Consider the following 24,469-nt stretch of genomic DNA (forward strand, 5'->3'; position numbering starts at 1 on the left):
CAAAACTTGCTTTCCGAGTACTATTGCCGTTCGGTCACTTTTGCGTGGCATGAATCATTGGAGAACAGTATGCACGTGTCGTCCCCCGTCCGGCTCACCGGCCTGGCCTTGATTGTAAGTTCCCTGTTTACCGCGCCCGTGCTGGCGCAAACGCCGAAAACGCCGCCGATGACGCCCGATATCGGCGCCAAACTGGTGATGCCGGACCTGAACGACTACGTCAAGCGCGTGGTAATGATCCCCATGCGCGACGGCGTCAAGCTGTACACGGTGATCGTCGTGCCGAAAGGCGCGCAAAAAGCGCCGATCATGCTCACGCGCACGCCGTACAATGCGGCCCGCCGCGCCCAGCGCGCCGCCAGCCCCAGCATGCTGGTCACCTTGCCGCTGGGCGACGATACCCTGGTGGAAAACGGCTACATCCGCGTGTTCCAGGACGTGCGCGGCAAGCATGGCTCGGAAGGCGATTACGTGATGACGCGCCCCGTGCGCGGCCCGCTGAACAATACCAAGGTCGATAATGTGACCGATGCGTGGGACACGATCGACTGGCTCGTGAAAAATGTGCCGGAAAGCAACGGCAAGGTGGGCATGCTCGGTTCCTCGTACGAGGGACATACGGTGCTGATGGCCCTGGTCGACCCGCATCCGGCCCTGAAGGTGGCCGTGCCCATGAGCGCCATGGTCGACGGCTGGCGCGGCGACGACTGGTTTCATAATGGCGCCTTCCGCATGCCCAGCCTGTCGTACATCGCGGGCCAGACGAGCGTGCGCGGCAGCGGCGAATCGCCGGCGCTGGGCGTCTACGACGATTACGAGGCGTATCTGCGCATCGGTTCGGCCGGTGATTACGCGAAGAAATTCGGCATCGACAAGCTGACCTACACGAAAAAGCTGTTCGAACACCCGGCTTACGACAGTTACTGGCAGGAACAGGCGCTCGACAAGATACTGGCCAAGCGTCAGCTGATCGTGCCCACCATGCACGTGGTGGGACAGTGGGACCAGGAAGATATCTATGGCCCCTACGCCAGCTACTGGGCGATGGAAGGGCGCGACACGCGCAACAACCTCAATTACCTGGCCATCGGCCCGTGGCGCCACAGCGGCGTCAATTATGACGGCTCCAGTCTGGGCGCCCTGAAGTTTGACGGCGATACGGCACGCCAGTTCCGTGAAAAAGTCATGCAGCCATTCCTCAATCAATATCTGAAGGATGGCGCACCGGAAGCGAACACGGCGCCCGTCGTGTCGTACCAGAGCGGCACCAACCAGTGGCAGCGCCTGCAGCAGTGGCCGCTGGCCTGCGAGACGTGTGATATCAAGCTGACGCCGATCTACCTGCAGGATGGCTACAAGCTGGGCTTTGCGGCGTCATCGGCCACAGCCGATGCAGCCAGCGGCGCCTTCGACGAATACGTGGCCGATCCCGCGAAACCCGTGCCGTTCGTACCCCGTCCCGTGCGCCTGAACGATGGCGACGTGTGGAAGCCATGGCTGGTCAGCGACCAGCGCGGCTATGCGGACCGCACGGACGTGCTCAGCTATGTTTCCGAACCGTTGAAGACGGCCGTGCGCATCGCCGGCGCGCCGATGGTCAACCTGTTCGCCGCCACCAGCGGCACGGATGCCGACTGGGTGGTAAAACTGATCGACGTGTATCCGGATGAAGTACCGTCGCAGCCGGCCATGGGTGGCTACCAGCTGGGCGTGGCGATGGACATCTTCCGTGGCCGCTACCGGGACAGCCTCGAACACCCGACGGCGATTCCTGCCGGTAAGGTCGAGCGCTATCGTTTCGCCTTGCCGAACGCGAATCACGTTTTCCTGCCCGGCCACCGCATCGCCGTGCAAGTGCAGTCGAGCTGGTTCCCCCTGTACGACCGCAATCCGCAAACCTTCGTGCCGAATATCTTCCTGGCCCAGCCAGGCGATTATAAAAAGGCGACGCAGCGCGTGTACCACGCGGCAGGGGCGGCCAGCGCCATCGAGTTGCCGATTGCGCCGCTCGACGCCCGCTAGCCCATGCGCATGAGGATGGCGCCCGCCGCGATCAGGCCGATGGCCAGGTAGTGGCGGGGGCTGATTTTTTCGCGCAGGAACAGGGCCGCAATCGCGATGGCGAACAGGATCGACGTTTCGCGCAGGGCCGCGATGGCGGCCACGGGCGCCTGCGTCATGGCCCACAGGGCCAGGCCATACGAGGCGAGGGTGCCGAAACCGCCAACGGCGGCCAAACGCCATTGCGTTTGCGCATAGGCAAGCAAGTCGGCGGGGCGGCGCAAGGCCGTCCACAGCAGCAGGCCCGTTCCGTTCAAGACAAAAATCCACATCGTGTAGGCGGCCGGGGCGCCGGACAGGCGCACGCCGATGCCGTCGATCAGGGTATAGCTGGCGATGACGCAGGCGTTGCCCAGCGCAAAGGCGGTGACGCGGCCCGTGCTTTTCGGCGCCTTACCGATGCCGCTCGTGCGCGCGGCAACATACAGGCCGAAGATGCCCGCGCAGATGCAGGCGACGGCGCCCATCTGCATGGGAGACAGGCGCTCGCCGATCAGCGGCCAGCTGGCCAGTGCGACGATGAGCGGCGCGCTGCCGCGCATCAAGGGGTAGGCATGGCTCATGTCGCCCGCCTTGTAGGCGGCCGCCAGCAGCGAGTAATAGGCCAGCTGCGCCACGGCCGAGGCGGCCAGGTAAGGCCAGCTGGCAGGGGCGGGAGGGTTGACGAAAGGCAGGACGGCCAGCGACATCAGGGCCGCGCCCACGGAAACGAGTACCGTGCTGAGAAAGGTATCCTTGCCCGACTTGACGATGGCGTTCCAGCTGGCGTGCAGCAGGGCGGCGAACAGGACGACGGCGACAACCAGACCGGACATGCAGGCCTTAGCGGGGGCGTATGCTGAGCGACAGCAGTTCCTGGCGGTGATGGCGCTGGAAGCCTTCCATCACGGAACCGGAGCGTCCCGCCTTGTCCAGCAGTTCGCGCAGGGTGGCCTGGTCTTCCGGCGTGAGGGACTTGCGCGACAGGTAGACGCCGCTCATGCCCCACGGCAGCTCCGGCAGCGCTTCCAGGCGCAAGCGGTCGGCCAGGCCATATACGCGCGCATCGTTCTGCGCCACGCCGGCGAGGATGGTGGGGCTCATGATGGTGGCGTCGATGAAGCCGCTTTGCATCAGGCGCGCCACGGACAGGGCGTCGACTTCATAAAACAGGCGCCCCTGGCTGCTCAGTTCCTTCGCCAGCGCCTGGTACGGTGCGCCATAGTCGTAGCCGCGCACGAGCGCCACGCGCAATTCGCGCCGCTCGATCAGTTCCTGCATGGTGTTGATGGGCGCGCGTGCGCCCTGCAGCGAGATCAGCAGGGGTCGGCTGCCCAGCATGGGGATGAACAGGCCATGCTGGTCGCGCCGCAAGGTGCTGCTGGCCGGGATCAGCATATCGGCCTTGCCCGTCTCGAACATCGCTTCCAGGCGCGCGCGGGGCACGGCCGTGAAGATGAAATTGCAGCCGAGCTTGGCGCCCATGCTGCGCAGCAAGTCGGGATAGATGCCGCCTATCGTGGCGCCATTGACCACCACGCTGGCGCCGATGGCCGAGACGGGCACCTGGATGTCGCGCGAGCATTGCGCGCTCGCCAGCGATGGCAGCGCCAGCGCCAGCATGGCCACGGTCCGGCGCCAGGCGCTGGAATAAAAGTCAGTCATACCCATCCTTGCTCACCATCGAATGCGGGGCGTCGGCAACGCTCCGCTGATTATCCCATTCTCGCCTATTTATTTCTCAAGTGCAATATTATACCGCCGACTACTTTGTGGTGGAAACCACAAGTCTTGCCTGGCGTTGCGCCTTGAAGTAGCGCCAGGCCACCAGGATGCCCAGCATTTGCATGATGGCGCATAGGTAGAAGGTGCTGCCGATGCGCCAGTCCTGCGGCGGCAAGTGGCTCACTTCGCCCAGGATCATGCTGCCGAGCAAAGGCATGATGATGATGCCCAGGCTGCTGATCGATTGCAGCGAGCCCATCAGCTCTCCCTGTTCGCTGGCGTTCGATGATTTCGAGATGATGCCTTGCAGGGCGGGGCCGGCGGCAAAGGCCAGCAGGTTGCACAGGATCAGCGCATACATCATCCAGCCCTGTGTTGCCAGGCCGTACAGCAAATAGGTGAGGGCGCCCGAGGCCATGCCCAGCAGGGACAGGCGCACTTCGCCAAAGCGCTTGATGAGTATGCCCAGCAAGCCCGCCTGCACGACGGCCGCGCACAGGCCCACGCAGAACAGGGCGATGCCGTTCTGGCGCGGCGTCCAGTCGAAACGGAAATGCGTGTACAGCACCCAGGTGGTGTTGAGCATCATTTGCGCAAACGTCATCAGGCCGAAGGCCAGCACCAGGCCACGGATTTCCACGCGGCGCACCAGCTTCAGCAGGGCGGCAAACGGATTGATGCGCGCCAGGGTGAACGGTGCGCGCGGGCCAGGCCGCAGCGACTCGGGTACGCAGAAATAGCCGTAGATGAAATTGGCCGCCGACAGGCCCGCCGCCACGTAAAACGGCAGGCGCAGATCGATTTCGCCCAGCAGGCCGCCCAGCATAGGCCCGCAAATGAAGCCCAGGCCAAAGGCGGCGCCGATCTTGCCGAAACTCTTGGCGCGGTTGTCGGGCGTGGACACGTCGGAGGCATAGGCGGACGCGACCGACATGCTGGCCGACGAGACGCCGCCGATGACCCTGCCGATGAACAGGCAGGCCAGGTTCGGCGCCCAGCCCGTGGCGAGAAAGTTGATGCCCATGCCGGCCATCGAGTACAGCAGCACGGGACGGCGTCCCACGCGGTCGCTGATGGCGCCCAGCATGGGCATGAAGATGAATTGCAGCAAACCGAAGAGGGCCGCCATGATGCCGTACCAGAACGCCTGCGCATCCTTGCCATCGACAAAGTTGCCGATCAGGATGGGCAGCACGGGCACCACCAGGCCGATGCCCAGCATGTCGATGAAGACGCAGACGAGGATGAAATTGAGGTTGCCGGCGCTCTTTAGGGCGGGGGAGGACGGGGAATGGCTGTCGGGGCTGGTTTTATCGGACATGCATGCTTTCGGCGCGTTGGCATAGCGCCGGCGCGTGACAGGATGTTGCTGACGCGCGGCGCGATAGCTGAGGCTTGCATTATAGACAGCGGGAACCATGCTGGCTATCGCCATCCATGTCAGGGGGCATTCCCCATTCGTCGGCAAAGGCGGCGCGGAAGTCCGTCAACACGGCCAGTCGCCGTTCGGCCAGCGCGCGTCCCGCCGCCGTCTGCATCTTGCCGGGCAGCTTGTCGAGCTTGGTGACGATATGGTCGAGCGCATAGGCCTTGTCGTCGAGCGGACGCTGCTGCGCCAGCGGATCCGTGCCATGCGCCAGCGCGCTATCCATGCGCGCGGCCGTGTAAAACAGGCGCGCCAGTCCCACGGCACCTAGCGCGTCGATGCGGTCGGCATCCTGCACGATCTGCGCTTCGATGGTGTGTGGCGGCAAGTTGGCGGAAAAACTGTGCGTCTCGATGGCGTGGGCCACGCCCGCCAATTTTTCTGCGGGGAAATCCAGTTCCGCCAACTGGCGGCACGCCAGCGCTGCCGCCTGACGCGAGGCCAGGTGGCGTTCGGGGTGGTTTTTCGGCAAGTTGACGAGGTCGTGCAAATAGCAGGCGGCCATCACGGTGAGGGAGTCCGCGTCCGCATGCTCTTGCAGCAGGGCACTGGCGTTGCGCCAGACGCGGTGCAGGTGGTTGAGGTCGTGGGCGCTGTCATCGCCCAGGCCGGCCGTGGCCAGCGCCAGCAGGCGTGGTTGCCATTGAGAAAGCAAAGAGTGCATGGTCAAGGTCATAAAAAGCAGGGGCCGCCAGTGTGGCATAAAACGCCGCCGCCTGCGGCCGGTGGTCTGCTCTTCGGCGTGCCGTATTTGCTACATAGATTATATTTTTGGAAATCATTCCTCCAGCATTTGCTCTTTTTTAGTGCATGTAGAATTTACATGGGGTAACATTGCCGCACGGAAATTAGAAGCATAAGCTAATTGCGAGAAAGTATTTGCAAAAAACATACTAGTGGCAGTCATGCCATCGTGCATGCTGGCCTGCGCCCCAGGCGAGTTAACTAAAGGATTATCATGAACACCATTTCCAGCGACACTGGCGCAACCGTTGCCAAGGCTGCCGAATACCTGGCTTTTACGCTCGGCCAGGAAGAGTATGGCATCGACATCCAGAAAGTCAGCGAAATCCGCAGCTATGAAACGCCGACCCGCATCGCCAACGCCCCCGAGTTCGTCAAGGGCGTGGTCAACCTGCGCGGCATCATCGTGCCGATCGTCGACATGCGCATCAAGTTCAACCTGGGCACGCCCAGCTATGACCAGTTCACCGTCGTCATCATCCTCAATATCGGCAACCGCGTCGTCGGCATGGTCGTCGACCGCGTCTCCGACGTCACCACGCTGATGCCGGAACAGATCAAGCCGGCGCCGGACATGGGCCGTTCGATCAACACGGAATACGTGATCGGCCTGGGCACCATCGACGAGCGCATGCTGATCCTGGTCGATATCGACCAGCTGATGTCTAGCGCCGACATGGGCTTGATCGAAAAATTAGCAGCCTAGGCCGCCAGGAAAAGTCCAGGACGGCGTTGCATTGCCTCGCCGTACATTCGTACTGTCTTCGGCAACGCGCCTTGCCCTGAACATTTCCTGACACCCTAGTGTTGAGAGGTTTTTTTAGAAACAATTGACCCCAAGCATTGTTTGCTTTTTCTGCAAGGCGCACGCTAGCGCCTTTCCTGGCGCACGGTTCAGCCGAACCGTGCGCCAGTTTCACTTTGGTTTCACTTTTCATGCCCGCTTTGATACCGCAGCCACTCAGCGCTCCAAAGGGATGCCGCCAGCCGTTCGGCATGCTGGCGTCGGGGCTTTTTAGGATAGTCACATGAATTTATTACGCAACGTCAGCATCGGTGTCCGCCTCGGACTCGGTTTTGCCGTGATTTTGCTGTTTTCCATGCTCATTACGGGCATCAGCGTCTGGCGCCTGCACGACGTGGCCAGCGCCACGCGCGTCATGATGGAACAACCGCTGGCGAAGGAACGCTATATTTCCGACTGGTACGGCCGTATCGACAGCGCCGTGCGCCGCACCATCGCGATTGCCCGCAGCAGCGACACCTCGCTCAGCGGCTATTTCGCGGAAGAATCGAAAGTCTCGTCGTCCAGCTCGGCTGAACTGCAAAAGAAAATCGAGGCGCTGATCGACAAGCCGGAAGAAAAAGCCATGTTCGCGGGCTTGCTGGAGCAGCGCAAGGTGTACATCAGTTCGCGCGACCAGGTCTACAAGCTGAAGGGCGAAGCGCAGGCCGACGCCGCCAATGAGGTGTTTGAAAAGACCTTCGTGCCGGCCGCCGCCAAGTACCAGAAGATGGTGCAGGACTTGCTGGAACACCAGCGCGCCAGCATCGACACGACGGCGCGCGAAATCGACGGCGTCGCCAATACCAGCCGCAACCTGATGCTGGTGCTGGCCGCGCTGGCGCTGGGCTTTGGCGTCGTGTGCGCCTGGGTCTTGACGATGGGCATCGTGCGCCCACTGCGCACAGCCGTGGACATCGCCCGCAAGGTGGCCGATGGCGACTTGACGGCGCAGATCGACGCCAGCGCCAAGGATGAAACGGGGCAATTGCTGCAAGCGTTGAAGGACATGAACACGAGCCTGCTCAACATCGTGGGCGAAGTGCGCAGCGGTACGGATAGCATCGCGACGTCCTCGACGCAAATTGCCGCCGGCAACCAGGACCTGTCGTCCCGCACGGAAGAGCAGGCCGGTTCCCTGGAGGAAACAGCGTCGTCGATGGAAGAGCTGACCAGCACCGTGAAGCAGAATGCGGACAATGCGCGTCAGGCGAATCAATTGGCGGCCTCGGCGGCGCAAGTGGCCGTCAAGGGTGGCGAAGTCGTGGCGCAGGTGGTGGGCACGATGGAATCGATCAACGCTTCCTCGAACAAGATCGTCGACATTATCAGTGTGATCGACGGCATCGCTTTCCAGACGAATATCCTGGCCTTGAACGCGGCCGTGGAAGCGGCGCGCGCGGGTGAGCAGGGCCGTGGCTTTGCCGTGGTGGCCTCCGAAGTGCGCAATCTGGCCCAGCGTTCCGCTTCGGCCGCGAAAGAGATCAAGACCCTGATCGGCGCGTCCGTGGAGCAAGTCAACGCGGGCAGCATGCTGGTGGCGCAAGCCGGTTCGACCATGACCGACATCGTCGACAGCGTGCAGCGCGTGAGCGACATCATCACGGAAATCACGGCAGCGAGCAGCGAGCAAAGCGTGGGCATCGACGAGATCAACCGCGCCATCGGCCAGATGGACGCCGTGACGCAGCAAAACGCGGCCCTGGTGGAAGAATCGGCTGCTGCCGCCGAATCGATGCAGCACCAGGCGCATAACCTGGCGCAGGTCGTCAGCGTCTTCAAGCTCAACGGCCAGCAGGCCGGCGCCAGTGCTGCCAAGACGCCAAAACGCCCGGCAGCGCCGCAAAGCACCTTGCGCATCGGCACACGCTGATCGCGCCGCGGCCGCCCCGTGCAGCCGCAACCCCTTTTATATAGTCTGGTTCCGCTTTTTTAGGATATTCACATGAATTTGTTAAGAAACGTCAGTATTGGTGTGCGCCTCGGCCTGGGTTTTGCCGTGATTTTGCTGTTTTCCATGCTCATCACCGGCATCAGCGTGTGGCGTTTGCATGACGTGGCCACGGCCACGCGCACCATGATGGAATTGCCGCTGACGAAGGAACGCTATATTTCCGACTGGTACGCAAAAATTGACAGCGGCGTGCGCCGCACCACGGCCATCGCACGCAGCAGCGACACGACCTTGGGCGCGTATTTTGCGGAAGAAGCCAAGCAATCGTCCGTCGTCTCGGGCGAATTGCAAAAGAAAATCGAAGCCTTGATTTCCAGCCCGGAAGAAAAAGAACTGTTCCGCCTGGTGAGCGAACAGCGCAAGGTTTACCTCGACTCGCGCGCGCAAGTGTCGAAGCTGAAGGCGGATGGACAGGAAGCGGAAGCGGAGCAGGCTTTCCAGGGCATCTTCGTGCCCGGCTCGACGAAATACCTGAAAGTGGTCAACGACATGCTGCAGCACCAGCGCGCCAGCATCGATAAAACCGCGCGCGAGATCGACGAGGTCGCCAAGACGAGCCGCAACTTGCTGCTGACTCTGGCCGTGCTGGCGCTGGGTTTTGGCGTCGTGTGCGCCTGGTTGTTGACGATGGGCATCGTGCGTCCCCTGCGCACGGCCGTGGACATCGCCCGCAAGGTGGCTGATGGCGACTTGACGGCGCAGATCGACGCCAGTGCCAAGGATGAGACGGGCCAACTCTTGCTGGCTCTGAAGGACATGAACACCAGCCTGCTCAACATCGTGGGCGAAGTGCGCAGCGGCACGGACAGCATCGCCACATCCTCGACGCAAATCGCCGCCGGCAACCAGGACCTGTCTTCCCGCACGGAAGAGCAGGCTGGTTCGCTGGAGGAGACGGCGTCGTCGATGGAAGAACTGACCAGCACCGTGAAACAGAATGCGGACAATGCGCGCCAGGCGAATCAATTGGCGGCTTCGGCGGCGCAAGTGGCCGTCAAGGGTGGCGAAGTGGTGGCGCAGGTGGTGGGCACGATGGAATCGATCAACGCTTCGTCGAACAAGATCGTCGACATTATCAGTGTGATCGACGGCATCGCTTTCCAGACGAATATCCTGGCCTTGAACGCGGCCGTGGAAGCGGCGCGCGCAGGTGAACAGGGACGTGGTTTTGCCGTCGTGGCGTCCGAAGTTCGCAATCTGGCCCAGCGTTCCGCTTCTGCCGCGAAAGAGATCAAAACCCTGATCGGCGCGTCCGTGGAGCAAGTCAACGCGGGCAGCATGCTGGTGGCGCAAGCTGGTTCGACCATGACCGACATCGTTGACAGCGTGCAGCGCGTGAGCGACATCATCACGGAAATCACGGCGGCCAGCAGCGAGCAAAGCGTGGGCATCGACGAGATCAACCGCGCCATCGGCCAGATGGATGCCGTGACGCAGCAAAACGCGGCCTTGGTGGAAGAGTCGGCGGCCGCGGCCGAATCGATGCAGCACCAGGCGCATAACCTGGCGCAGGTCGTCAGCGTCTTTAAACTGAACGGGCAGCAGGCCAGTGTCAGCGGTTTGAAGGGCAAGCAACGCCCTGCGGCGAAAGAGCCTAAGGAAGCATTGCGGATCGGCCGCGCCGCTTAACCTTCTTCCACCCAGCCGGTAATCGCCAGCTGGGACAGCCGGTCCGCCTCGCCATTCCTGTGGCGAGGAATCCAGCGCAAGCTCACATCAGTAAATTGTTCCAGCAGGGCCACTACGGTGGCCCTTTGCGTTTCCAGTCCCTTGGCGCCGACCGGCGTCGTTCCCAGCACGTCGTTGATCACCACCTGGCTGTCGCCGAACAGCAGCAGTTGCACGGGCGGCGGGCGCACCTTGAGTGCCGCCTGCAGCACGGCCGTCAGGGCCGCGTATTCCGCGTCGCTGCTGCTGCCATAGCCGGCCGCTTCGCTTACCTCGATGCGTTCGCCGTTCGGCCCCAGTAGCAGGGCGCCTATGCCCAGCTTGCCCGGATTCGGATGGGCGGAGCCGTCGAACCAGCCGCGCCAGGCCAGCGGGCCGCCGTGGTCCTGGCGGCTGAGCGCCAGCTGCGCGCGGCGCGCCTGCATCTTCGCTTCCTTGCGCAGTTTGCGCGCGACTGCTTCCGGCGTCATGGCTTGATGAGGAAGGTGTCGATCAGGCTGGCTACCCAGCACGCCACCAGCACGCCCACGGCCACCGTCATGGCGGGCCCGTCATTGGCAGACAGGGCATCGACTTTTTCCACGATCAGCTGCACGTCGAGGGGCAGGGCGCCACTGTCGATCTGTGCCATTACCTGGTCTAAACGTGCCATGATCTGGCGTAATACGAGTACCAGCGCGACCAGGGCCGGCACGAGGAAGAGGCTGCCGCGCGCCTTGCGTTTCAATACAAAATGCCCGCTGCCGGGGAAGACGAGGGCCGACAACAGCAGGGCAAGATTACGTTTGGAAAGGGAAGAGCCGCTCATGCGCGCCTTTTGTAGGGGAAAGAGCGGCTCATCATACTATTGCCAGCCAAATTTGCGCAGATACACGCGTTTCATGAACGTCGTCAGCACCGTGTAGCACACGAGGATGCCCAGCAGCCAGGGGAAATAGCCCAGTGGCAAGGCTTGCAGCTTGAAGTAGGTTGCCAGCGGTCCCATCGGCAGGAACACGCCCACGGCCATGATGAGGGTCGTGGCCACCAGCAGGGGCACGGACGCGATGCTGTCGATGAAGGGCAGCTTGGGCGTGCGGATCAGGTGCACGATCAGGGTTTGCGTCAGCAGCCCCACGACGAACCAGCCGGACTGGAACAGCGTCTGCTGCTCAGGCGTATTCGCGCCAAACACATGCCACATCAGGATAAACGTGCTGATGTCAAAGATCGAGCTGATGGGCCCAAAAAAGACCATGAAGCGGCCGATGTCGCGCGGGTTCCAGCTCAGAGGCTGCTGGATTAGCTCGGCATCGACATTGTCGAAGGGAATGGCGATCTGCGACACGTCATACAACAGGTTTTGCACCAGCAAGTGCAGCGGCAGCATCGGCAAAAACGGCAAAAAGGCGCTGGCCACCAGCACGGAAAACACATTGCCGAAGTTCGAGCTGGCCGTCATGCGGATATATTTCAGCATGTTGCTGAAGGTGCGCCGGCCTTCCAGCACGCCTTCTTCCAGCACCATCAGGCTCTTTTCCAGCAGGATGATGTCGGCCGCTTCCTTGGCGATATCGACGGCCGAATCGACGGAAATGCCGATGTCGGCCGCGCGCAGGGCGGGCGCGTCGTTGATGCCGTCGCCCATGAAGCCGACGATGTGTCCATTGCCGCGCAGCGCGCGCACGAGGCGTTCCTTGTGCAGCGGGCTGAGCTTGGCAAACACCGTGTTGTCTTCGGCTGCCTGCGCCAGGGTGGCGTCGTCCATGTCGTCCAGTTGCGGGCCTTGCAGCACGCCATGCACGGCCAGACCCACTTCGCGGCAAATCTTCGCCGTCACCAGGTGGTTGTCGCCCGTCAAGACTTTCACGGTGACGCCATGTTCCGCCAGCGCGCGCAGGGCGGGCGCCGTCGATTCCTTCGGCGGATCGAGAAAGGCGACATAACCGATCAGGGTCAGCGCCGTTTCATCGGCCACGCCGTACACGGTTTTATGCGGCGGCACTTCCTTGACGGCCACGGCGACCACTCTTAGCCCTTCCGCGTTCAGGCCCTGCGTGGTGTCCAGCACCTTGGCCAGCAGGGCAGGATCGAGGGGAATGTTCACGCCGCCCAGGCGCAGATGGCTGCAGGCGGCGAGGATTTCCTCGACGGCGCCCTTGCAGATCAGTTCATGGTGATCATTCTTTTCGGAAACGACGACGGACATGCGGCGGCGCACGAAATCGAACGGGATTTCATCGACTTTCACGTAATCGCGCGCCAGCTGCATTTCCGTCTGCAATTCCACGTGGTCGAGCACGGCGCGATCGAGCAGGTTTTTCAGGCCCGTCTGGTAGTGGCTGTTCAAATACGCGAATTGCAGCACTTCATCGGAGGGCTGGCCGAACACGTCCGTGTGGCGCTCGAGCACGATCTTGTCCTGCGTCAAAGTGCCTGTCTTGTCCGTGCACAGCACGTCCATGGCGCCGAAGTTCTGGATGGCGTCCAGGCGTTTCACGACGACTTTCTTTTTCGACAGTTTCACGGCGCCCTTGGCCAGGGTGCTGGTGACGATCATGGGCAGCATTTCCGGCGTCAGGCCCACGGCGACCGACAGGGCGAACAAAAACGCTTCCATCCAGTCGCCCTTGGTCCAGCCGTTGATCAGGAACACGAGCGGCGCCATCACGAGGGCGAAGCGGATCAAGAGCCAGCTGACGCTGTTGACGCCCGCTTCGAACGCCGTCGGCGTGCGCTCGGTGGCCGTCACTCTCGTGGCGATGGTGCCGAAATAGGTGCGGTTGCCGGTCGCCAGGACCAGCGCCGTGGCGGCGCCCGAGATCACATTCGTGCCCATGAACAGCAAATTGGCCAGTTCCATCGGGTCTTTGCCATGGGCGTCGGCCAGCTCGGCCATCTTTTCCACCGGCAGGGATTCACCGGTCATGGCGGCCTGGCTGACGAACAGGTCTTTCGCGGACAGCAGACGGCAGTCGGCGGGGATCATGTCGCCGGCCGACAGCACGATGATGTCGCCCTGCACCAGCTGGCGGATCGGCAGCTCGATCTGCTGGCCATTGCGCAGCACGGTGGCCGTATTGCTGACCATGGCTTTCAGGCGCTCGGCCGCCCGGTTCGAGCGGCCTTCCTGCACGAAGCGCAGCAGGGTTGAGAGAATCACCATGGTGCCGATGACGATGGTCGCCTTCGGATCTTCCGTCAGGTAGGAAACGATGGCCAGCACCGTGAGCAGCAGGTTGAACGGATTCTTGTAGCACAGCCACAGGTGCTGGTACCAGGCCAGCGGTTTTTCATGCTCGACCTCGTTCGGGCCCGTTTGCGCGCCGATGACTTGCGCCTCGGCATCGCGCAAGCCTTCGGCCCGCGTGTGCAGCCGGTTCAGCGCGCTGTCCAGCTCTTCATGGGCGGCGGCCAGCAGCTGGCGCGCCAGGTGGTCGGGCACGGGACGGGCCGTGCTGTTTTCCAGCGGCATGGCGCGACGGCGGAAATGGCCGGCCGTATGGCGCTTGCGCAGGAACGATTCAAATAAGCGGGTGAAGAGATTCATGGCTCTTCCTTTCACGACGAGGTGTTGGCGGGCGGCGCAGCCGCAGGCAAGACTTGCGTGCCGCCAGCGCGCATGACAAAGCATGACGCTGGCGGGCAATCCGGTCAGTAGCCGGTCGCGATCGGAAAGAAGGGGAGGCGCGCAGCCGGACTGGCCGCGCGAGACACCGCACCTTGCTCAGCAAGGCACGGAGGAAAGAAAGTTCCGCGTTGCTTGCTGTTTAGCTGCCGAGGCAATCACCGATACAAGATCGGCTACTGTCACTAGAACAAGTACTCACGTGGGACTCCGTAAATGAATAATGAGGGCATCTTATGGATGGGCTGCCCAGGTGTCAACTGAAGAAATCTTAGGTTTCCAAAGTGTAATGTTGGTGGTGGAAATGCACTCGAAATGTGTAATTGAATTTACTTGCTTAGCCATTGTCAGGGCGTAGCACTGGACTATCTCAAGGAGGCGCGCAGGTGCATGCGCGCTGTTGTTTGGGACTTCGTTGGCTATGTCGTGCCTCGCAAACGGAGGGTATTCTCTTACTCTCGTCTAATTTTTCTCAGCCAAGTGTCCCAAGACTCCACTCGTATAGGTGGATGAGTACTTCGCTCCACATCATGGCGCTTTCTGCTTTCCTCGAGATCGTCTCGAGTTCTCCCCCCTATGACGACAAATCGTATGTTGATGTCCTTATCTGGATCAACTTCAAGCGACCCGGCAGGTCCCAGCAGAGAGTTGTGAAGTAGCTTTCCATCTTCAACACTTTGACGGGTTTGATGAGTGTGCACCCTGAATTCCTGTATGTTATCAATGATATGTCTTGACCGTTTCCTGATCTGGTCAATAGCAATGTCAATTTTGGCGGAGAATTTGTCATAGTGCCCTTTATTTACTAAATCGAACTCTGCTCCCTTTATCTCAAACAGTGTGACGTCCATTCGAGACCGGCCTGAAAAAATGGCAAAATCAACCGCTCCCTCCGCTACTGGGAATTCGGAAAAACAAATGTACTCGTCCTTTGGTTGCGCGTAGACCTCGGCGAAGATTGAGAGGTCTTGCTTAAGGATACTTTGAAGTTCTTGTTCACCTGATCCCCGCGCCACGAGATCAACGATCATTTTTTTGCTGATCATGCGTGATTCGATGTCATTACGTCTTTTAGTGACTGCTGGCGACTCAAGCCATGGGGAATCAAGAAAAGGATCGATTTCATTTCGTAAGCGATCAATTTCATTGAGTAGGCGTGGTTCGTCTCGAGTTTTCGTATCTAGTTCTCTTTTGTCGCAGGCGATTAGAGTCTCAAGGTTGGCCCGCGTAATGGACTTCCACTTTGGGACTCCAGACTCAGTAAACGTGACTAAATCAAATTTGTCGCTCCCCAAGCTATCGGCTTCATAGTGCTCTACGAAACGGCATTGATTTGGCACAATTCCTTTTGTGACGAGTGAGCCGCATACTGTCTCGATAGCATTTGTTATTGATGCGGCGGTATTCTTATCATCAAGGTCTGTTAGCAGCGCGGACAGATTTAATTGTTCATCGACAAAAGTTCTGACGCGACAAATTCCATCTGTTCTGAGGCCAAGTTCAGTAGGGTAGCGATGAATAAAATCACTAATTTTCATAGGTAACCTCGTCCTGTCGTTAGTGTTGTCATGGTAGAGCTGCTTGCAAAGCAATATGCTTTTAGCGCTACCTGAAAAACTGGCACCCTGTCGCTATATAGCCAGCACATTAGAGCAACGAAATACCTTAGACAAGTGGAAGTCGATAGGAGTTTTCTAAATCATCGTCTATTTAATTTATTTGCACTAAATTTTCTCCGTACAACTTATATCTTGGTTTGCGCCATCGCCAGCGAATCGGACAATATCTGCCATAGCGCAGCATGTCGCTGCTGCAGCGCGGCGCCACCCGCATAGATCAACTCCACATGCAGGCTGTCGACGATGCCCAGGTAGGCTTGCGCGTACAGGTCGACGTGCTGCGGCGGCAGGGATGGCGCCAGGCGGCCCAGGCTGGCCACGTAATGCCGCTGCAATTGCGCCAGCAAGGCTTCGTAGCCCGTGCCGACTTCGATGCGCAGGGGCGCTGGCGGCAAATACGCCGTGCGCAGCAAGAAGCGCAAATGGGCCGACTCCGCGTAGCGCTGGGCCATGCGGTCGCAGTACACGGCGCCAGCTTGCTGGCCGCCGGGCGTGGCCAGCGCCGCTTCGTCGGCGAAGCACGCATCCATGAAGGCTTGCTCTTCAGCCAGCGCGTCGGCAAACACGTCCAGAAACAGGGCATCTTTGCCGGCGAAGTGCGAATACAGCGAAGCCTTGCGCATGCCCGCCTGCGCGGCGATGTCGCTGAGGGACGAGGCGTCGTAGCCGTGCTCCGAAAAGTGCACGACGGCGACGGCACAGATGTTATCGGCCGAAGCCGAGCGTTTTTTCATCATTGGGGTGAGAGTGGGTGAGGCGTCAGTGCGCTCCCAGACTGCTGGCATGGACCGGATGGACGCGCGCAGTGGCCAGGGTCAGCCATGATACCAGCAGGCCGGCCACGGTCAAGAACAGCAGCCAGGGCAGCGGCCCCGATTCGGACAGGCTGGCCGCCAGCGGCGTGGCCAGGGACGACAAGCTCATCTGGATGGCGCCCAGGAGGGCGGCCGTGGAACCGAGCGCGCGCTGCTGCGAACCCATGGCCATGGCCATCAGCGCCGCTTCCGCGATGCCCAGGCCAAACAAGGCCACGAACATGCCCGGCACGACGGCCGTTATTCCCCCTCCCGCCCAGGCACCGAGCATGGCCAGTCCCGCGCCGCCCAGCATGGCCACGCTGCCCGCCACGCTCAGGCGCGCCACGCCATGCTTTTCCACCAGGCGGGCGCTGGCCATCGCGCCCAGCAGCACGGCCACGCCCGTGGCGCCGAAGACCAGGCCGAAATTGCTGGCGGACAGGCCGAAATCGCGCTGGTACACGAGCGAGGCGCCGCCGATATACGCAAACAGGAAAAAGAAAGCGGCGGACAGGGCCAGCGCAGGCAGCAGGAAGGCGCGGTCCAGTGCGATGCGCGCATAGGTGCGGTGCATGCCCTTCGGCGAAACGCGCTTCTTTAGCGGCAAGGTTTCCGGCAGGAACAGCGCGCTATTGAGCAGAGTGAACACACCCAGCGCGGCCAGGGCCAGCATCACGGCGCGCCAGCCGTAGTGCGCGTCGAGCAAGCCGCCCACGGCCGGCGCCAGCACGGGCGCCAGGCCCACGATGGTCATCAGGAGGGCAAACAGCCGCGCCGCCTGCACGCCATCGGCCACGTCGCGCACCATGCTCATCACCACGACCAGGGTCAGCGCCGCGCCCAGACCCTGCAGGGTGCGCGCCAGCAGCAGGGTGCTCAATTGATCCGCCTGCGACGCCCAGGCGGCCGCAAGTATATACACGGCGATGCCGGCCAGGAGCGGACGGCGCCGGCCCAGCATGTCGGTCAGCGGCCCGCACAGCAGCTGCCCGCCGCCCAGGGCCAGCAGGAAGACGGTCAGGCTCAGTTGCACGTTCGCATACGAGGTGTGCAGCTCGCGCGCCATGGCGGGCATCGAGGCCAGATACATGTCGATGCCGGCCGGACCGAGCACGGCCACGAGGGCCAGGGAAGCCGCCAGCCCGAGACTGGCGGCGGGGAGAGTGGTTTGCTGCTGCATTGCGCTTCCTTCTTGTCATCAAAAAAACGGGGCATGGACGCCGCCGTGTTTTTTATTGTACACTTACTGCCTACCGGTAGGTAGCTTGTTCAATCAATGAAAAGGATGAGAACGATGAAAAAAGAATCAATGGCGGGAGAGCTGGCATGACGGAAGTGGGAATTGCGCTCAGCGGCGTGGCCGTGGCGCTGCTGTTTGCCGCCTGGAGCTCGCACCGCACCCGCTGCGAGCGGCGCGATGTCATGTTGCTGACGATACTCGGCACGACGCTGGGGCTGCCGGGCGCTGTCCTGCTGGCGTTGCCGCTTGCGTAGGTCGGATTAGCGGAGCGTAATCCGACAACATTGTTGGCGAGGCCGGTGGTGGTGTCGGATTACGCGCTTGCGCGCTAATCCGACCTACGCAGTGATTTTCATGCGAACATGAAAAAAGGCAGGCCGTGTGGCCTGCCTTCTTGTCGTCGACACGTCCGCCGAAGCGGGCGCCTGGCGCTTACTCTTCTTCGTAAGAGCTGATCGGCGCACAACCACAGAACAGATTGCGGTCGCCGTAGACGTTGTCGGCGCGGCCGACCGGTGGCCAGTATTTGCGTTGGCGCAGCGAAGCGACCGGGTAGGCGGCGATTTCACGGCTGTATTTGCGTTCCCAGTTGTCCGACATCAGCACCTGTGCCGTGTGCGGCGCGTTCCTCAAAGGGTTGTCGTCGTGGTCGAATTCGCCGCTGGCGACCTTGGCGATTTCCGCGCGGATGGCGATCATGGCGTCGATGAAGCGGTCGATTTCCACTTTCGATTCGCTTTCCGTCGGCTCGATCATCAGGGTGCCCGGCACGGGGAAGCTCATGGTCGGCGCATGGAAACCGAAGTCCATCAAACGCTTGGCCACGTCTTCGTTGCTGATGCCGGTGGCGTCCGTGATCGGACGCAGGTCCAGGATGCACTCGTGCGCGACCAGGCCGTCGTGGCCCGAGTACAGCACGGGATAGTGCGGCGCCAGGCGGCGGGCGATGTAGTTCGCCGCCAGAATCGCCGTCTCGGTCGCTGCCGTCAAGCCCTCCGCGCCCATCATGGCGATGTACATCCACGAAATCGGCAGGATGCTGGCCGAGCCGAATGGCGCGGCGCTGACGGCGCCGATGCCTGCAGCATCGCGCTGGTAGCCGCTCGAACGCTGGTTCGGCAGGAATTTCGCCAGGTGGGCGCCCACGCCGATCGGGCCGACGCCTGGTCCGCCACCGCCGTGCGGGATGCAGAAGGTTTTGTGCAGGTTCAGGTGCGACACGTCGCCGCCAAACGAGCCGGGAGCGGCCACGCCGACCAGCGCATTCATGTTGGCGCCGTCGATGTAGACCTGGCCGCCGTGCGCGTGGATGATCTCGCACAGTTCCTGGATGCCTTCTTCAAACACGCCGTGGGTGGATGGGTAGGTGACCATCACGCAAGCCAGGTTGGCGCTGTGCTTTTCCGCTTTCGCTTTCAGGTCGGCCAGATCCACGTTGCCGTTGGCGTCGCAGCTGGTGACGACGACCTGCATGCCGACCATGTTGGCCGATGCCGGGTTGGTGCCGTGCGCCGACGATGGAATCAGACAGATGTTGCGGTGGCCTTCGCCGCGCGATTCGTGATATGCCTTGATCACCAGCAGACCCGCGTACTCGCCCTGCGAGCCGGCGTTCGGCTGCAGCGAGACGGCAGCGTAGCCGGTCAGCGCGCACAGCATTTCTTCCAGCTGCGAGATCATTTCGCGGTAGCCGACCGTTTGCGCGTCTGGCGCGAACGGGTGGATGTTCGAAAACTCGGGCCAGGTGACGGGAATCATTTCGCTCGTCGCGTTCAGCTTCATGGTGCACGAGCCGAGCGGGATCATGGTGCGGTCCAGCGCCAGATCCTTGTCGGCCAGGCTGCGCAGGTAGCGCAGCATTTCGTGTTCCGAGTGGTAGCTGTTGAAGACCGGGTGGGTCAGATACGCGCTTTCGCGCGCCAGATTCGCCGGCAGCGCGCTGGTCACGGCCGCTTCAACGGCGTCCAGGTCCGGGGCGGCAGGCGCGTTGGCCAGACCGTGCGCGAACACTTTCCACAGCAGCGCGATATCGTCGCGCGTGGTGGTTTCATCGAGCGACACGCCGACGTGGGTAGCATCCACTTTGCGCAGGTTGACGCCGTGGTGCATGGCCGTCGCGTGCAGTTGCGCCGCATCGGCGACATGGATGGTCAGGGTGTCGAAGTAAGTCGCGTTGACGACGCCATAACCGAGGGTCTTCAGGTTGGCCGCCAGCACGCCCGTAAAGCGGTGCACGCGCTGGGCGATCTGCAGCAGGCCGGCAGGGCCGTGGTAGACGGCGTACATCGAGGCCATCACGGCCAGCAGCACTTGCGCCGTGCAGATGTTGGACGTCGCTTTTTCGCGGCGGATATGCTGTTCGCGCGTTTGCAGGGCCAGACGATAAGCCTTGTTGCCTTGCGCATCGACGGTCACGCCGACCAGGCGGCCCGACATATTGCGCTTGAATTCATCGCGCGTGGACAGATAGCCCGCGTGCGGGCCGCCGAAACCGAGCGGCACGCCGAAGCGCTGGCTGTTGCCGACGACGACGTCGGCGCCCCATTCGCCAGGAGGCGTGAGCATGGTCAGGGCCAGCAGGTCGGCCGCGACGATGACCATGGCGCCATTCGCATGCAGTTTTTCCACGCCGGCGCGGTAGTCGCGGACTAAACCGTTCACGCCAGGGTATTGCAGCAGCACGCCGAAGCAGGCGTCCAGCGACTCGATTTCCGCCGGGTCGAAGGTGCGCACGTCGATGCCGATCGGCTGGGCGCGCGTCTGCACCACTTCCAGCGTTTGCGGCAGCACGTCATTGGCGACATACAGCACGTTCGACTTCGACTTGCCCACGCGCTGGATCAGGGTCATCGCTTCGGCGGCGGCCGTGCCTTCATCCAGCATCGAGGCGTTCGAGATGCCCATGCCGGTCAGGTCCGTGATGACTTGCTGGAAGTTCAGAATCGCTTCCAGGCGGCCTTGCGAAATCTCCGGCTGGTAAGGCGTGTACGCCGTGTACCAGGCCGGGTTTTCAAAGATGTTGCGCAGCACGACGCCAGGGGTGAACGTGTTGTAGTAGCCCTGGCCGATCAGGGATTTGAGTACCTGGTTCTTGCCGGCGATGGCTTTCAGGCGCGACAGCGCTTCCTGTTCCGGCATCGGCTGCGAGTAAGCACCCAATGGCAGGGCGCCTTTGTTGCGGATGTTGGCCGGCACCAGGGCATCGATCAGCGCGGCGCGCGATGGATAGCCGAGGGTCGCCAGCATGGCTTGCTGTTCGGTGGCGGAAGGGCCGATGTGGCGGGCGATGAAGGCATCGCGTGCTTCGAGTTGGGTCAGGCTGGTGCGGGTCATGATATAGAGGCCAAAAAAGACTGAAAAACCGGGATGCGGCGCGCGGGCGCGGCGGCGGGGCATAGCTACAAAATTAAATGCAAACGGGCCGCAAACGCGGCCCGTGAGTCAAACGCGATTAGGCGCTGGTGGTGGCGCCATAGGCGGCAGCGTCGAGCAAGCCGTCCAGGGCCGACACGTCGGCTGGCTTGATCTTGAACAGCCAGTTGGCGTAGGCGTCGGCGTTGATCGACTCTGGCGAGTTGACGACGTCGTCGTTGACGGCCACGACTTCGCCGGCGATCGGCGCATAGATGTCGCTCGCTGCCTTGACCGATTCCACCACGGCGGCGTCGTCGCCGGCGCCGTAGGTATTGCCCACGGTTGGCAGTTCGACGAAGACGATGTCGCCCAGGGCGTCCTGCGCGTACTCGGTGATGCCGACGGTGATCGTGCCGTCGCCTTCAAGGCGTACCCATTCGTGGGAGGCGGTGTACTTCAGGTCTGCAGGAATGTTCATGTGTGGCTCCAGATGGTAAGTGTTCGTTATTGATTATGGTTGTACGGTCTTGCGGGCGGCTCTAATACGCTTACGCAGCCAGGATTTTACCGTTACGCACGAAAGGCAGCTTGACGACGGAAGCGGCCAGTTGCTTGCCGCGGATTTCCACGTGCACGCTGTCGCCTACCGCTACGCCGTTGGGCACGCGCGCCAGGGCGATCGCTTCCTGCATGGTCGGGCTGAAGGTGCCGCTGGTGATTTCGCCCGTGGCGTCATTGCCGGCGATGATGACTTTCTGGTGGGCGCGCAGCACGCCGCCTTTTTCACGCAGGATCAGGCCGACGAATTGCGCGTTCTGGCCCTTGGCCAGCAGGGCGGCCTTGCCGATGAAGTCGCGCTCGCTGACCAGGTCGATGGTCCACGCCAGGCCCGCGTCGAGCGGGTTGACGGTTTCGTCCATGTCCTGGCCGTACAGATTCATGCCCGCTTCCAGGCGCAGGGTGTCGCGCGCGCCCAGGCCGGCCGGCTTGACACCGGCGGCGATCAAGGCGTTCCACAGCGCTTCCACCTGGGTGGCGGCCACGCCGATTTCAAAGCCGTCTTCGCCCGTGTAGCCGGTGCGCGCCAGCATCACTTCGCCGAAAGCCGTGTCCTTGACGATGACGACGTTGAACGGTTTGATGGCTTCGGAGGCGGCTTGCGTTTCCGGCAGCACTTGCCATACCTTGGCGCGCGCGTTCGGGCCTTGCACGGCGACGAGGGCCATCGGATCGTTGGCATTGCGGCGTTCGGTGATCGTCAGGCCGCTGCTGGTGGCGGTGTTTTGCTGCTGCATCCAGGCCACGTCTTTTTCAGCCGTGCCCGCGTTGACGACGAGGCGGAACCAGTTTTCGTTGAAGAAGTAGACGATCAGGTCATCGATGACGGTGCCTTCGGCATTCAACATGCACGAGTACAGCGCCTTGCCCGACACTTGCAGCTTGTCAACGTTGTTGGCCAGCAAGCCGCGCAGGAAGGCGCGCACGTTCGGGCCTTCGATATCGACCACGCACATATGGGACACGTCGAACATGCCGGCATCGCCGCGCACGGCGTTGTGTTCTTCGATTTGCGAGCCGTAGTTGACAGGCATGTCCCAGCCGCCGAAATCGACCATGCGGGCGCCGAGGGCACGGTGGGCGTTGTTGAGTGGGGTCGCTTTGAGCGTCATGGATTCCTCGGGACGAAGGTAATAGGGGAGTTAACAAAACATAGAATAGCCAAACACGGCTTTCCAGCGTGATCACTGACCCCCCTGTCCTTTGTACCTGAGAGATTACGGGGGCTTGCCCCGTGCGCCCCTTCGGTGGGCCGCCGGCAATAGCCGCGGCCGCTCTCCAGAGTTGAGCTAAAGATGTCGCCAAAGCAACAACTTCAGTCCGCCTGATCGGTCCTTTTGCCTGAGAGTTTTTGGGTAGTGCCCCTTCGGCGGCAACGCTGGGTTGCCCTCTCCCGATCAAGTGGGAGGAATATATGCCAGCAGGGTGTTTCTGTCAATCTGAAAAGACGTTGCCAAATTGCAGCAAAAGCCCCGGTTTGCGGGGCTGGCAGGGGCGCCGGCCCGTTGCAAAAGGGCGCCCGGCCGCGCGGGAATGCGCTATGATGAAATCCTGGCTTTCTTGCGGGTGCCTGCCATGAACACTACACAAAGCGAGACGCAAAACAACACCGAGCAGCACGGTTACTTTACCCTCTCGGGCGACGTCAACAGCGATATGGTGCGGCGCGTCTTCAACGCCGTGGCCGACATCACGGAAGACAAGCTCACCACCGCGCACATTTTGATACAGTCCAACGGCGGCTATGTCAGCGATGGCATCTGTCTGTACAACTTTCTCAGCAAGTTGCCGCTCGACATCGTCACTTATAACGCGGGCGCCGTGGCCTCCATCGCCGTCACCCTGTTCCTGGCGGGACGGCGCCGCCATGCCAGCGACACGGCCCGCTTCATGGTGCACAAGTCGCATGCGACAGCTTCGCCCGGTTCGCGCCCCGATGCGCTCAGCATCATCGTCGAAGGCTTGCGCGCCGACGACATGCGCACCGAGCGCATCCTGCGCGGCCACGTCAACCTGACGGAAGAACAGTGGCAGGTGCACGCGTATTCCGACCTGCACTTGACGGCCGACCAGGCGCTGGAAGTGGGCATGATCGAATCGATCCGCGACTTTGCGCCGCCCAAGGGCAGGCGCCTGACGAATATCTGACGCCCTCAGGCTGTCCAGGCGGAGGGTGTTGGCGTGGGAATTTTGTAATCGAATGTAATTCTTCGCTGCAGCACAGCAAAAGCCGCGCGGAACAGGGCAGAGTCGTGGCATAGTGCAAGCTGATCATGAAATAAGCGCGTGCACGATGACTTGGTGGAATGGGATTTCTTTTGCGGCCGACATGTCCGTGATGGGGCCGGCTGGCGTGGCGATCGCCCTGTGGCTGCTCGTCTCGCGCCAATGGCGTCTGGTGCTCAGCTGGAGCCTGTGGTATGGCGGCGGCCTGGCCCTCGTGGTGCTGTCCAAGCTGGCCTTCATGAGCTGGGGTGTGGGCAGCAGCGCGCTTGATTTTACGGGGTTCAGCGGCCACGCCATGCGCGCCGGCGCCGTGTTTCCCGTGCTGATGTACGTGTTGCTGCAGCGGGCCGAACCGCGCTGGCGCCATGCCGGCGTGCTCGTCGGCGTGGCCTTTGCCGTGCTGGTGGCCATTTCGCGCGTGGTCGTGCATGCGCACAGCGTGTCGGAAGCCGCCAGCGGCTGCGTGCTGGGCCTGGCGCTGGCGCTGGGCTTCATGTGGAATGCCCGCGGCGCCGTCCATTTCGCCGTCAGCCATGCGCTGGCACTGGCCAGCCTGGTGCTGATGGTGGTGCTGAGCTTCAAGGCCGAACCCATGCCGACCGAGCAATGGCTGCAAAAACTCGCCCTGGTGCTGTCCGGTCATGAGCGCGTTTTTTCCCGTGAAGACTGGAAACTGGCGCAGGATGGCCGCCCAGCCCCTTGAGATGGTGCCGGCTGGCACTTGACG

Annotated in this window: 20 protein-coding genes and 2 riboswitches; of the genes, 7 read left to right on the forward strand and 13 right to left on the reverse strand. The window is 61.9% G+C overall.

The window, feature by feature from the left end:
• Positions 1–69: 69 nt before the first annotated feature.
• The gene (locus tag FG13_RS02535; RefSeq protein ID WP_035818107.1) at positions 70–2,022 is read left to right on the forward strand and encodes a CocE/NonD family hydrolase; all 1,953 of its coding nucleotides are present in this window, start codon (positions 70–72) and stop codon (positions 2,020–2,022) included.
• On the opposite strand, the gene FG13_RS02540 is transcribed toward FG13_RS02535, so the two are convergent.
• The 4 genes from FG13_RS02540 to FG13_RS02555 form a co-directional block, all read right to left on the reverse strand.
• Complete coding sequence (locus tag FG13_RS02540) at positions 2,019–2,876, reverse strand: DMT family transporter (RefSeq protein ID WP_035818109.1); 858 nt, start codon at positions 2,874–2,876, stop codon at positions 2,019–2,021. The two genes, FG13_RS02535 and FG13_RS02540, sit on opposite strands and share 4 nt — an antisense overlap.
• Before the next feature lie 7 nt (positions 2,877–2,883).
• A complete protein-coding gene (locus FG13_RS02545) occupies positions 2,884–3,705 on the reverse strand; it encodes a substrate-binding periplasmic protein (RefSeq protein WP_035818110.1) in 822 nt (273 codons plus the stop codon).
• Positions 3,706–3,805: 100 nt separating this feature from the next.
• The gene (locus FG13_RS02550) at positions 3,806–5,086 is read right to left on the reverse strand and encodes a TCR/Tet family MFS transporter (RefSeq protein ID WP_035826937.1); all 1,281 of its coding nucleotides are present in this window, start codon (positions 5,084–5,086) and stop codon (positions 3,806–3,808) included.
• 79 nt (positions 5,087–5,165) lie between these two features.
• Positions 5,166–5,855, reverse strand: a complete 690-nt coding sequence (locus tag FG13_RS02555; RefSeq protein WP_051959541.1) for an HD domain-containing protein — start codon at positions 5,853–5,855, stop codon at positions 5,166–5,168.
• 294 nt (positions 5,856–6,149) lie between these two features.
• Here FG13_RS02555 and FG13_RS02560 point away from each other — a divergent pair, with 294 nt between their 5' ends.
• The 3 genes from FG13_RS02560 (at position 6,150) to FG13_RS02570 (ending at position 10,302) form a co-directional block, all read left to right on the forward strand.
• On the forward strand, positions 6,150–6,641 hold the full coding sequence (locus FG13_RS02560) for a chemotaxis protein CheW (RefSeq protein ID WP_035818113.1): 492 nt from the start codon (positions 6,150–6,152) through the stop codon (positions 6,639–6,641).
• A gap of 322 nt (positions 6,642–6,963) precedes the next feature.
• Positions 6,964–8,592, forward strand: coding sequence for a methyl-accepting chemotaxis protein (locus tag FG13_RS02565; RefSeq protein ID WP_035818116.1), 1,629 nt, complete (start codon positions 6,964–6,966; stop codon positions 8,590–8,592).
• Positions 8,593–8,664: 72 nt separating this feature from the next.
• Positions 8,665–10,302 (forward strand): methyl-accepting chemotaxis protein, encoded by a 1,638-nt coding sequence (locus FG13_RS02570; RefSeq protein ID WP_035818119.1) that lies wholly within the window; start codon positions 8,665–8,667, stop codon positions 10,300–10,302.
• On the opposite strand, the gene FG13_RS02575 is transcribed toward FG13_RS02570, so the two are convergent.
• The 6 genes from FG13_RS02575 to FG13_RS02600 form a co-directional block, all read right to left on the reverse strand.
• On the reverse strand, positions 10,299–10,811 hold the full coding sequence (locus FG13_RS02575) for a ribonuclease HI family protein (protein ID WP_051958396.1): 513 nt from the start codon (positions 10,809–10,811) through the stop codon (positions 10,299–10,301). The genes FG13_RS02570 and FG13_RS02575 overlap by 4 nt on opposite strands.
• Positions 10,808–11,149 (reverse strand): hypothetical protein, encoded by a 342-nt coding sequence (locus FG13_RS02580; RefSeq protein WP_035818120.1) that lies wholly within the window; start codon positions 11,147–11,149, stop codon positions 10,808–10,810. Before FG13_RS02580 ends, FG13_RS02575 begins: the two co-directional genes overlap by 4 nt.
• 36 nt (positions 11,150–11,185) lie before the next feature.
• Entirely contained in the window at positions 11,186–13,870 is a 2,685-nt protein-coding gene (gene mgtA, locus FG13_RS02585; protein ID WP_035818122.1) for a magnesium-translocating P-type ATPase, read from the reverse strand.
• 530 nt (positions 13,871–14,400) lie between these two features.
• Complete coding sequence (locus FG13_RS29280) at positions 14,401–15,486, reverse strand: Shedu immune nuclease family protein (RefSeq protein ID WP_035818124.1); 1,086 nt, start codon at positions 15,484–15,486, stop codon at positions 14,401–14,403.
• 206 nt (positions 15,487–15,692) lie between these two features.
• Positions 15,693–16,304 carry a TetR/AcrR family transcriptional regulator gene (locus tag FG13_RS02595; RefSeq protein WP_081922389.1) on the reverse strand — a complete coding sequence of 204 codons (612 nt, stop codon included), beginning with the start codon at positions 16,302–16,304 and terminating at the stop codon, positions 15,693–15,695.
• Between the two features lie 22 nt (positions 16,305–16,326).
• Positions 16,327–17,544 carry a Bcr/CflA family efflux MFS transporter gene (locus tag FG13_RS02600; protein ID WP_035818126.1) on the reverse strand — a complete coding sequence of 406 codons (1,218 nt, stop codon included), beginning with the start codon at positions 17,542–17,544 and terminating at the stop codon, positions 16,327–16,329.
• Between the two features lie 146 nt (positions 17,545–17,690).
• Between FG13_RS02600 and FG13_RS30350 the strand changes: the two genes are divergently transcribed.
• Positions 17,691–17,858, forward strand: coding sequence for a hypothetical protein (locus FG13_RS30350; RefSeq protein ID WP_157814537.1), 168 nt, complete (start codon positions 17,691–17,693; stop codon positions 17,856–17,858).
• Between the two features lie 178 nt (positions 17,859–18,036).
• Here FG13_RS30350 and gcvP read toward each other — a convergent pair whose 3' ends face one another.
• From gcvP to gcvT, 3 genes are all read right to left on the reverse strand, one after another.
• Complete coding sequence (gcvP, locus tag FG13_RS02605) at positions 18,037–20,937, reverse strand: aminomethyl-transferring glycine dehydrogenase (protein ID WP_035826945.1); 2,901 nt, start codon at positions 20,935–20,937, stop codon at positions 18,037–18,039.
• A 118-nt stretch (positions 20,938–21,055) separates the two neighbouring features.
• The gene (gcvH, locus tag FG13_RS02610; RefSeq protein WP_035818129.1) at positions 21,056–21,436 is read right to left on the reverse strand and encodes a glycine cleavage system protein GcvH; all 381 of its coding nucleotides are present in this window, start codon (positions 21,434–21,436) and stop codon (positions 21,056–21,058) included.
• A gap of 70 nt (positions 21,437–21,506) precedes the next feature.
• Positions 21,507–22,628, reverse strand: coding sequence for a glycine cleavage system aminomethyltransferase GcvT (gene gcvT / locus FG13_RS02615; protein WP_035818131.1), 1,122 nt, complete (start codon positions 22,626–22,628; stop codon positions 21,507–21,509).
• A 74-nt stretch (positions 22,629–22,702) separates the two neighbouring features.
• Positions 22,703–22,808: riboswitch (glycine riboswitch) on the reverse strand.
• A 27-nt stretch (positions 22,809–22,835) separates the two neighbouring features.
• A riboswitch (glycine riboswitch) is annotated at positions 22,836–22,922 on the reverse strand.
• A 169-nt stretch (positions 22,923–23,091) separates the two neighbouring features.
• On the opposite strand from gcvT, the gene FG13_RS02620 reads away from it, so the two are divergent.
• Both FG13_RS02620 and FG13_RS02625 read left to right on the forward strand, forming a co-directional pair.
• Entirely contained in the window at positions 23,092–23,664 is a 573-nt protein-coding gene (locus tag FG13_RS02620; protein WP_035826947.1) for an ATP-dependent Clp protease proteolytic subunit, read from the forward strand.
• Between the two features lie 145 nt (positions 23,665–23,809).
• Positions 23,810–24,445, forward strand: a complete 636-nt coding sequence (locus tag FG13_RS02625) for a phosphatase PAP2 family protein (RefSeq protein WP_235211646.1) — start codon at positions 23,810–23,812, stop codon at positions 24,443–24,445.
• The last annotated feature ends 24 nt before the right edge of the window (positions 24,446–24,469 follow it).

The organism is Janthinobacterium sp. RA13 (assembly GCF_000745325.1).
Classification (GTDB): domain Bacteria; phylum Pseudomonadota; class Gammaproteobacteria; order Burkholderiales; family Burkholderiaceae_D; genus Janthinobacterium; species Janthinobacterium rivuli.

Excerpts from the sequence above, each read along its gene's own strand:
- FG13_RS02535 (WP_035818107.1), top strand. The coding sequence starts at position 70 with ATGCACGTGTCGTCCCCCGTCCGGCTCACCGGCCTGGCCTTGATTGTA.
- FG13_RS02540 (WP_035818109.1), bottom strand. The coding sequence starts at position 2,876 with ATGTCCGGTCTGGTTGTCGCCGTCGTCCTGTTCGCCGCCCTGCTGCAC.
- FG13_RS02545 (WP_035818110.1), bottom strand. The coding sequence starts at position 3,705 with ATGACTGACTTTTATTCCAGCGCCTGGCGCCGGACCGTGGCCATGCTG.
- FG13_RS02550 (WP_035826937.1), bottom strand. The coding sequence starts at position 5,086 with ATGTCCGATAAAACCAGCCCCGACAGCCATTCCCCGTCCTCCCCCGCC.
- FG13_RS02555 (WP_051959541.1), bottom strand. The coding sequence starts at position 5,855 with ATGCACTCTTTGCTTTCTCAATGGCAACCACGCCTGCTGGCGCTGGCC.
- FG13_RS02560 (WP_035818113.1), top strand. The coding sequence starts at position 6,150 with ATGAACACCATTTCCAGCGACACTGGCGCAACCGTTGCCAAGGCTGCC.
- FG13_RS02565 (WP_035818116.1), top strand. The coding sequence starts at position 6,964 with ATGAATTTATTACGCAACGTCAGCATCGGTGTCCGCCTCGGACTCGGT.
- FG13_RS02570 (WP_035818119.1), top strand. The coding sequence starts at position 8,665 with ATGAATTTGTTAAGAAACGTCAGTATTGGTGTGCGCCTCGGCCTGGGT.
- FG13_RS02575 (WP_051958396.1), bottom strand. The coding sequence starts at position 10,811 with ATGACGCCGGAAGCAGTCGCGCGCAAACTGCGCAAGGAAGCGAAGATG.
- FG13_RS02580 (WP_035818120.1), bottom strand. The coding sequence starts at position 11,149 with ATGAGCGGCTCTTCCCTTTCCAAACGTAATCTTGCCCTGCTGTTGTCG.
- mgtA (WP_035818122.1), bottom strand. The coding sequence starts at position 13,870 with ATGAATCTCTTCACCCGCTTATTTGAATCGTTCCTGCGCAAGCGCCAT.
- FG13_RS29280 (WP_035818124.1), bottom strand. The coding sequence starts at position 15,486 with ATGAAAATTAGTGATTTTATTCATCGCTACCCTACTGAACTTGGCCTC.
- FG13_RS02595 (WP_081922389.1), bottom strand. The coding sequence starts at position 16,304 with ATGATGAAAAAACGCTCGGCTTCGGCCGATAACATCTGTGCCGTCGCC.
- FG13_RS02600 (WP_035818126.1), bottom strand. The coding sequence starts at position 17,544 with ATGCAGCAGCAAACCACTCTCCCCGCCGCCAGTCTCGGGCTGGCGGCT.
- FG13_RS30350 (WP_157814537.1), top strand. The coding sequence starts at position 17,691 with ATGACGGAAGTGGGAATTGCGCTCAGCGGCGTGGCCGTGGCGCTGCTG.
- gcvP (WP_035826945.1), bottom strand. The coding sequence starts at position 20,937 with ATGACCCGCACCAGCCTGACCCAACTCGAAGCACGCGATGCCTTCATC.
- gcvH (WP_035818129.1), bottom strand. The coding sequence starts at position 21,436 with ATGAACATTCCTGCAGACCTGAAGTACACCGCCTCCCACGAATGGGTA.
- gcvT (WP_035818131.1), bottom strand. The coding sequence starts at position 22,628 with ATGACGCTCAAAGCGACCCCACTCAACAACGCCCACCGTGCCCTCGGC.
- FG13_RS02620 (WP_035826947.1), top strand. The coding sequence starts at position 23,092 with ATGAACACTACACAAAGCGAGACGCAAAACAACACCGAGCAGCACGGT.
- FG13_RS02625 (WP_235211646.1), top strand. The coding sequence starts at position 23,810 with ATGACTTGGTGGAATGGGATTTCTTTTGCGGCCGACATGTCCGTGATG.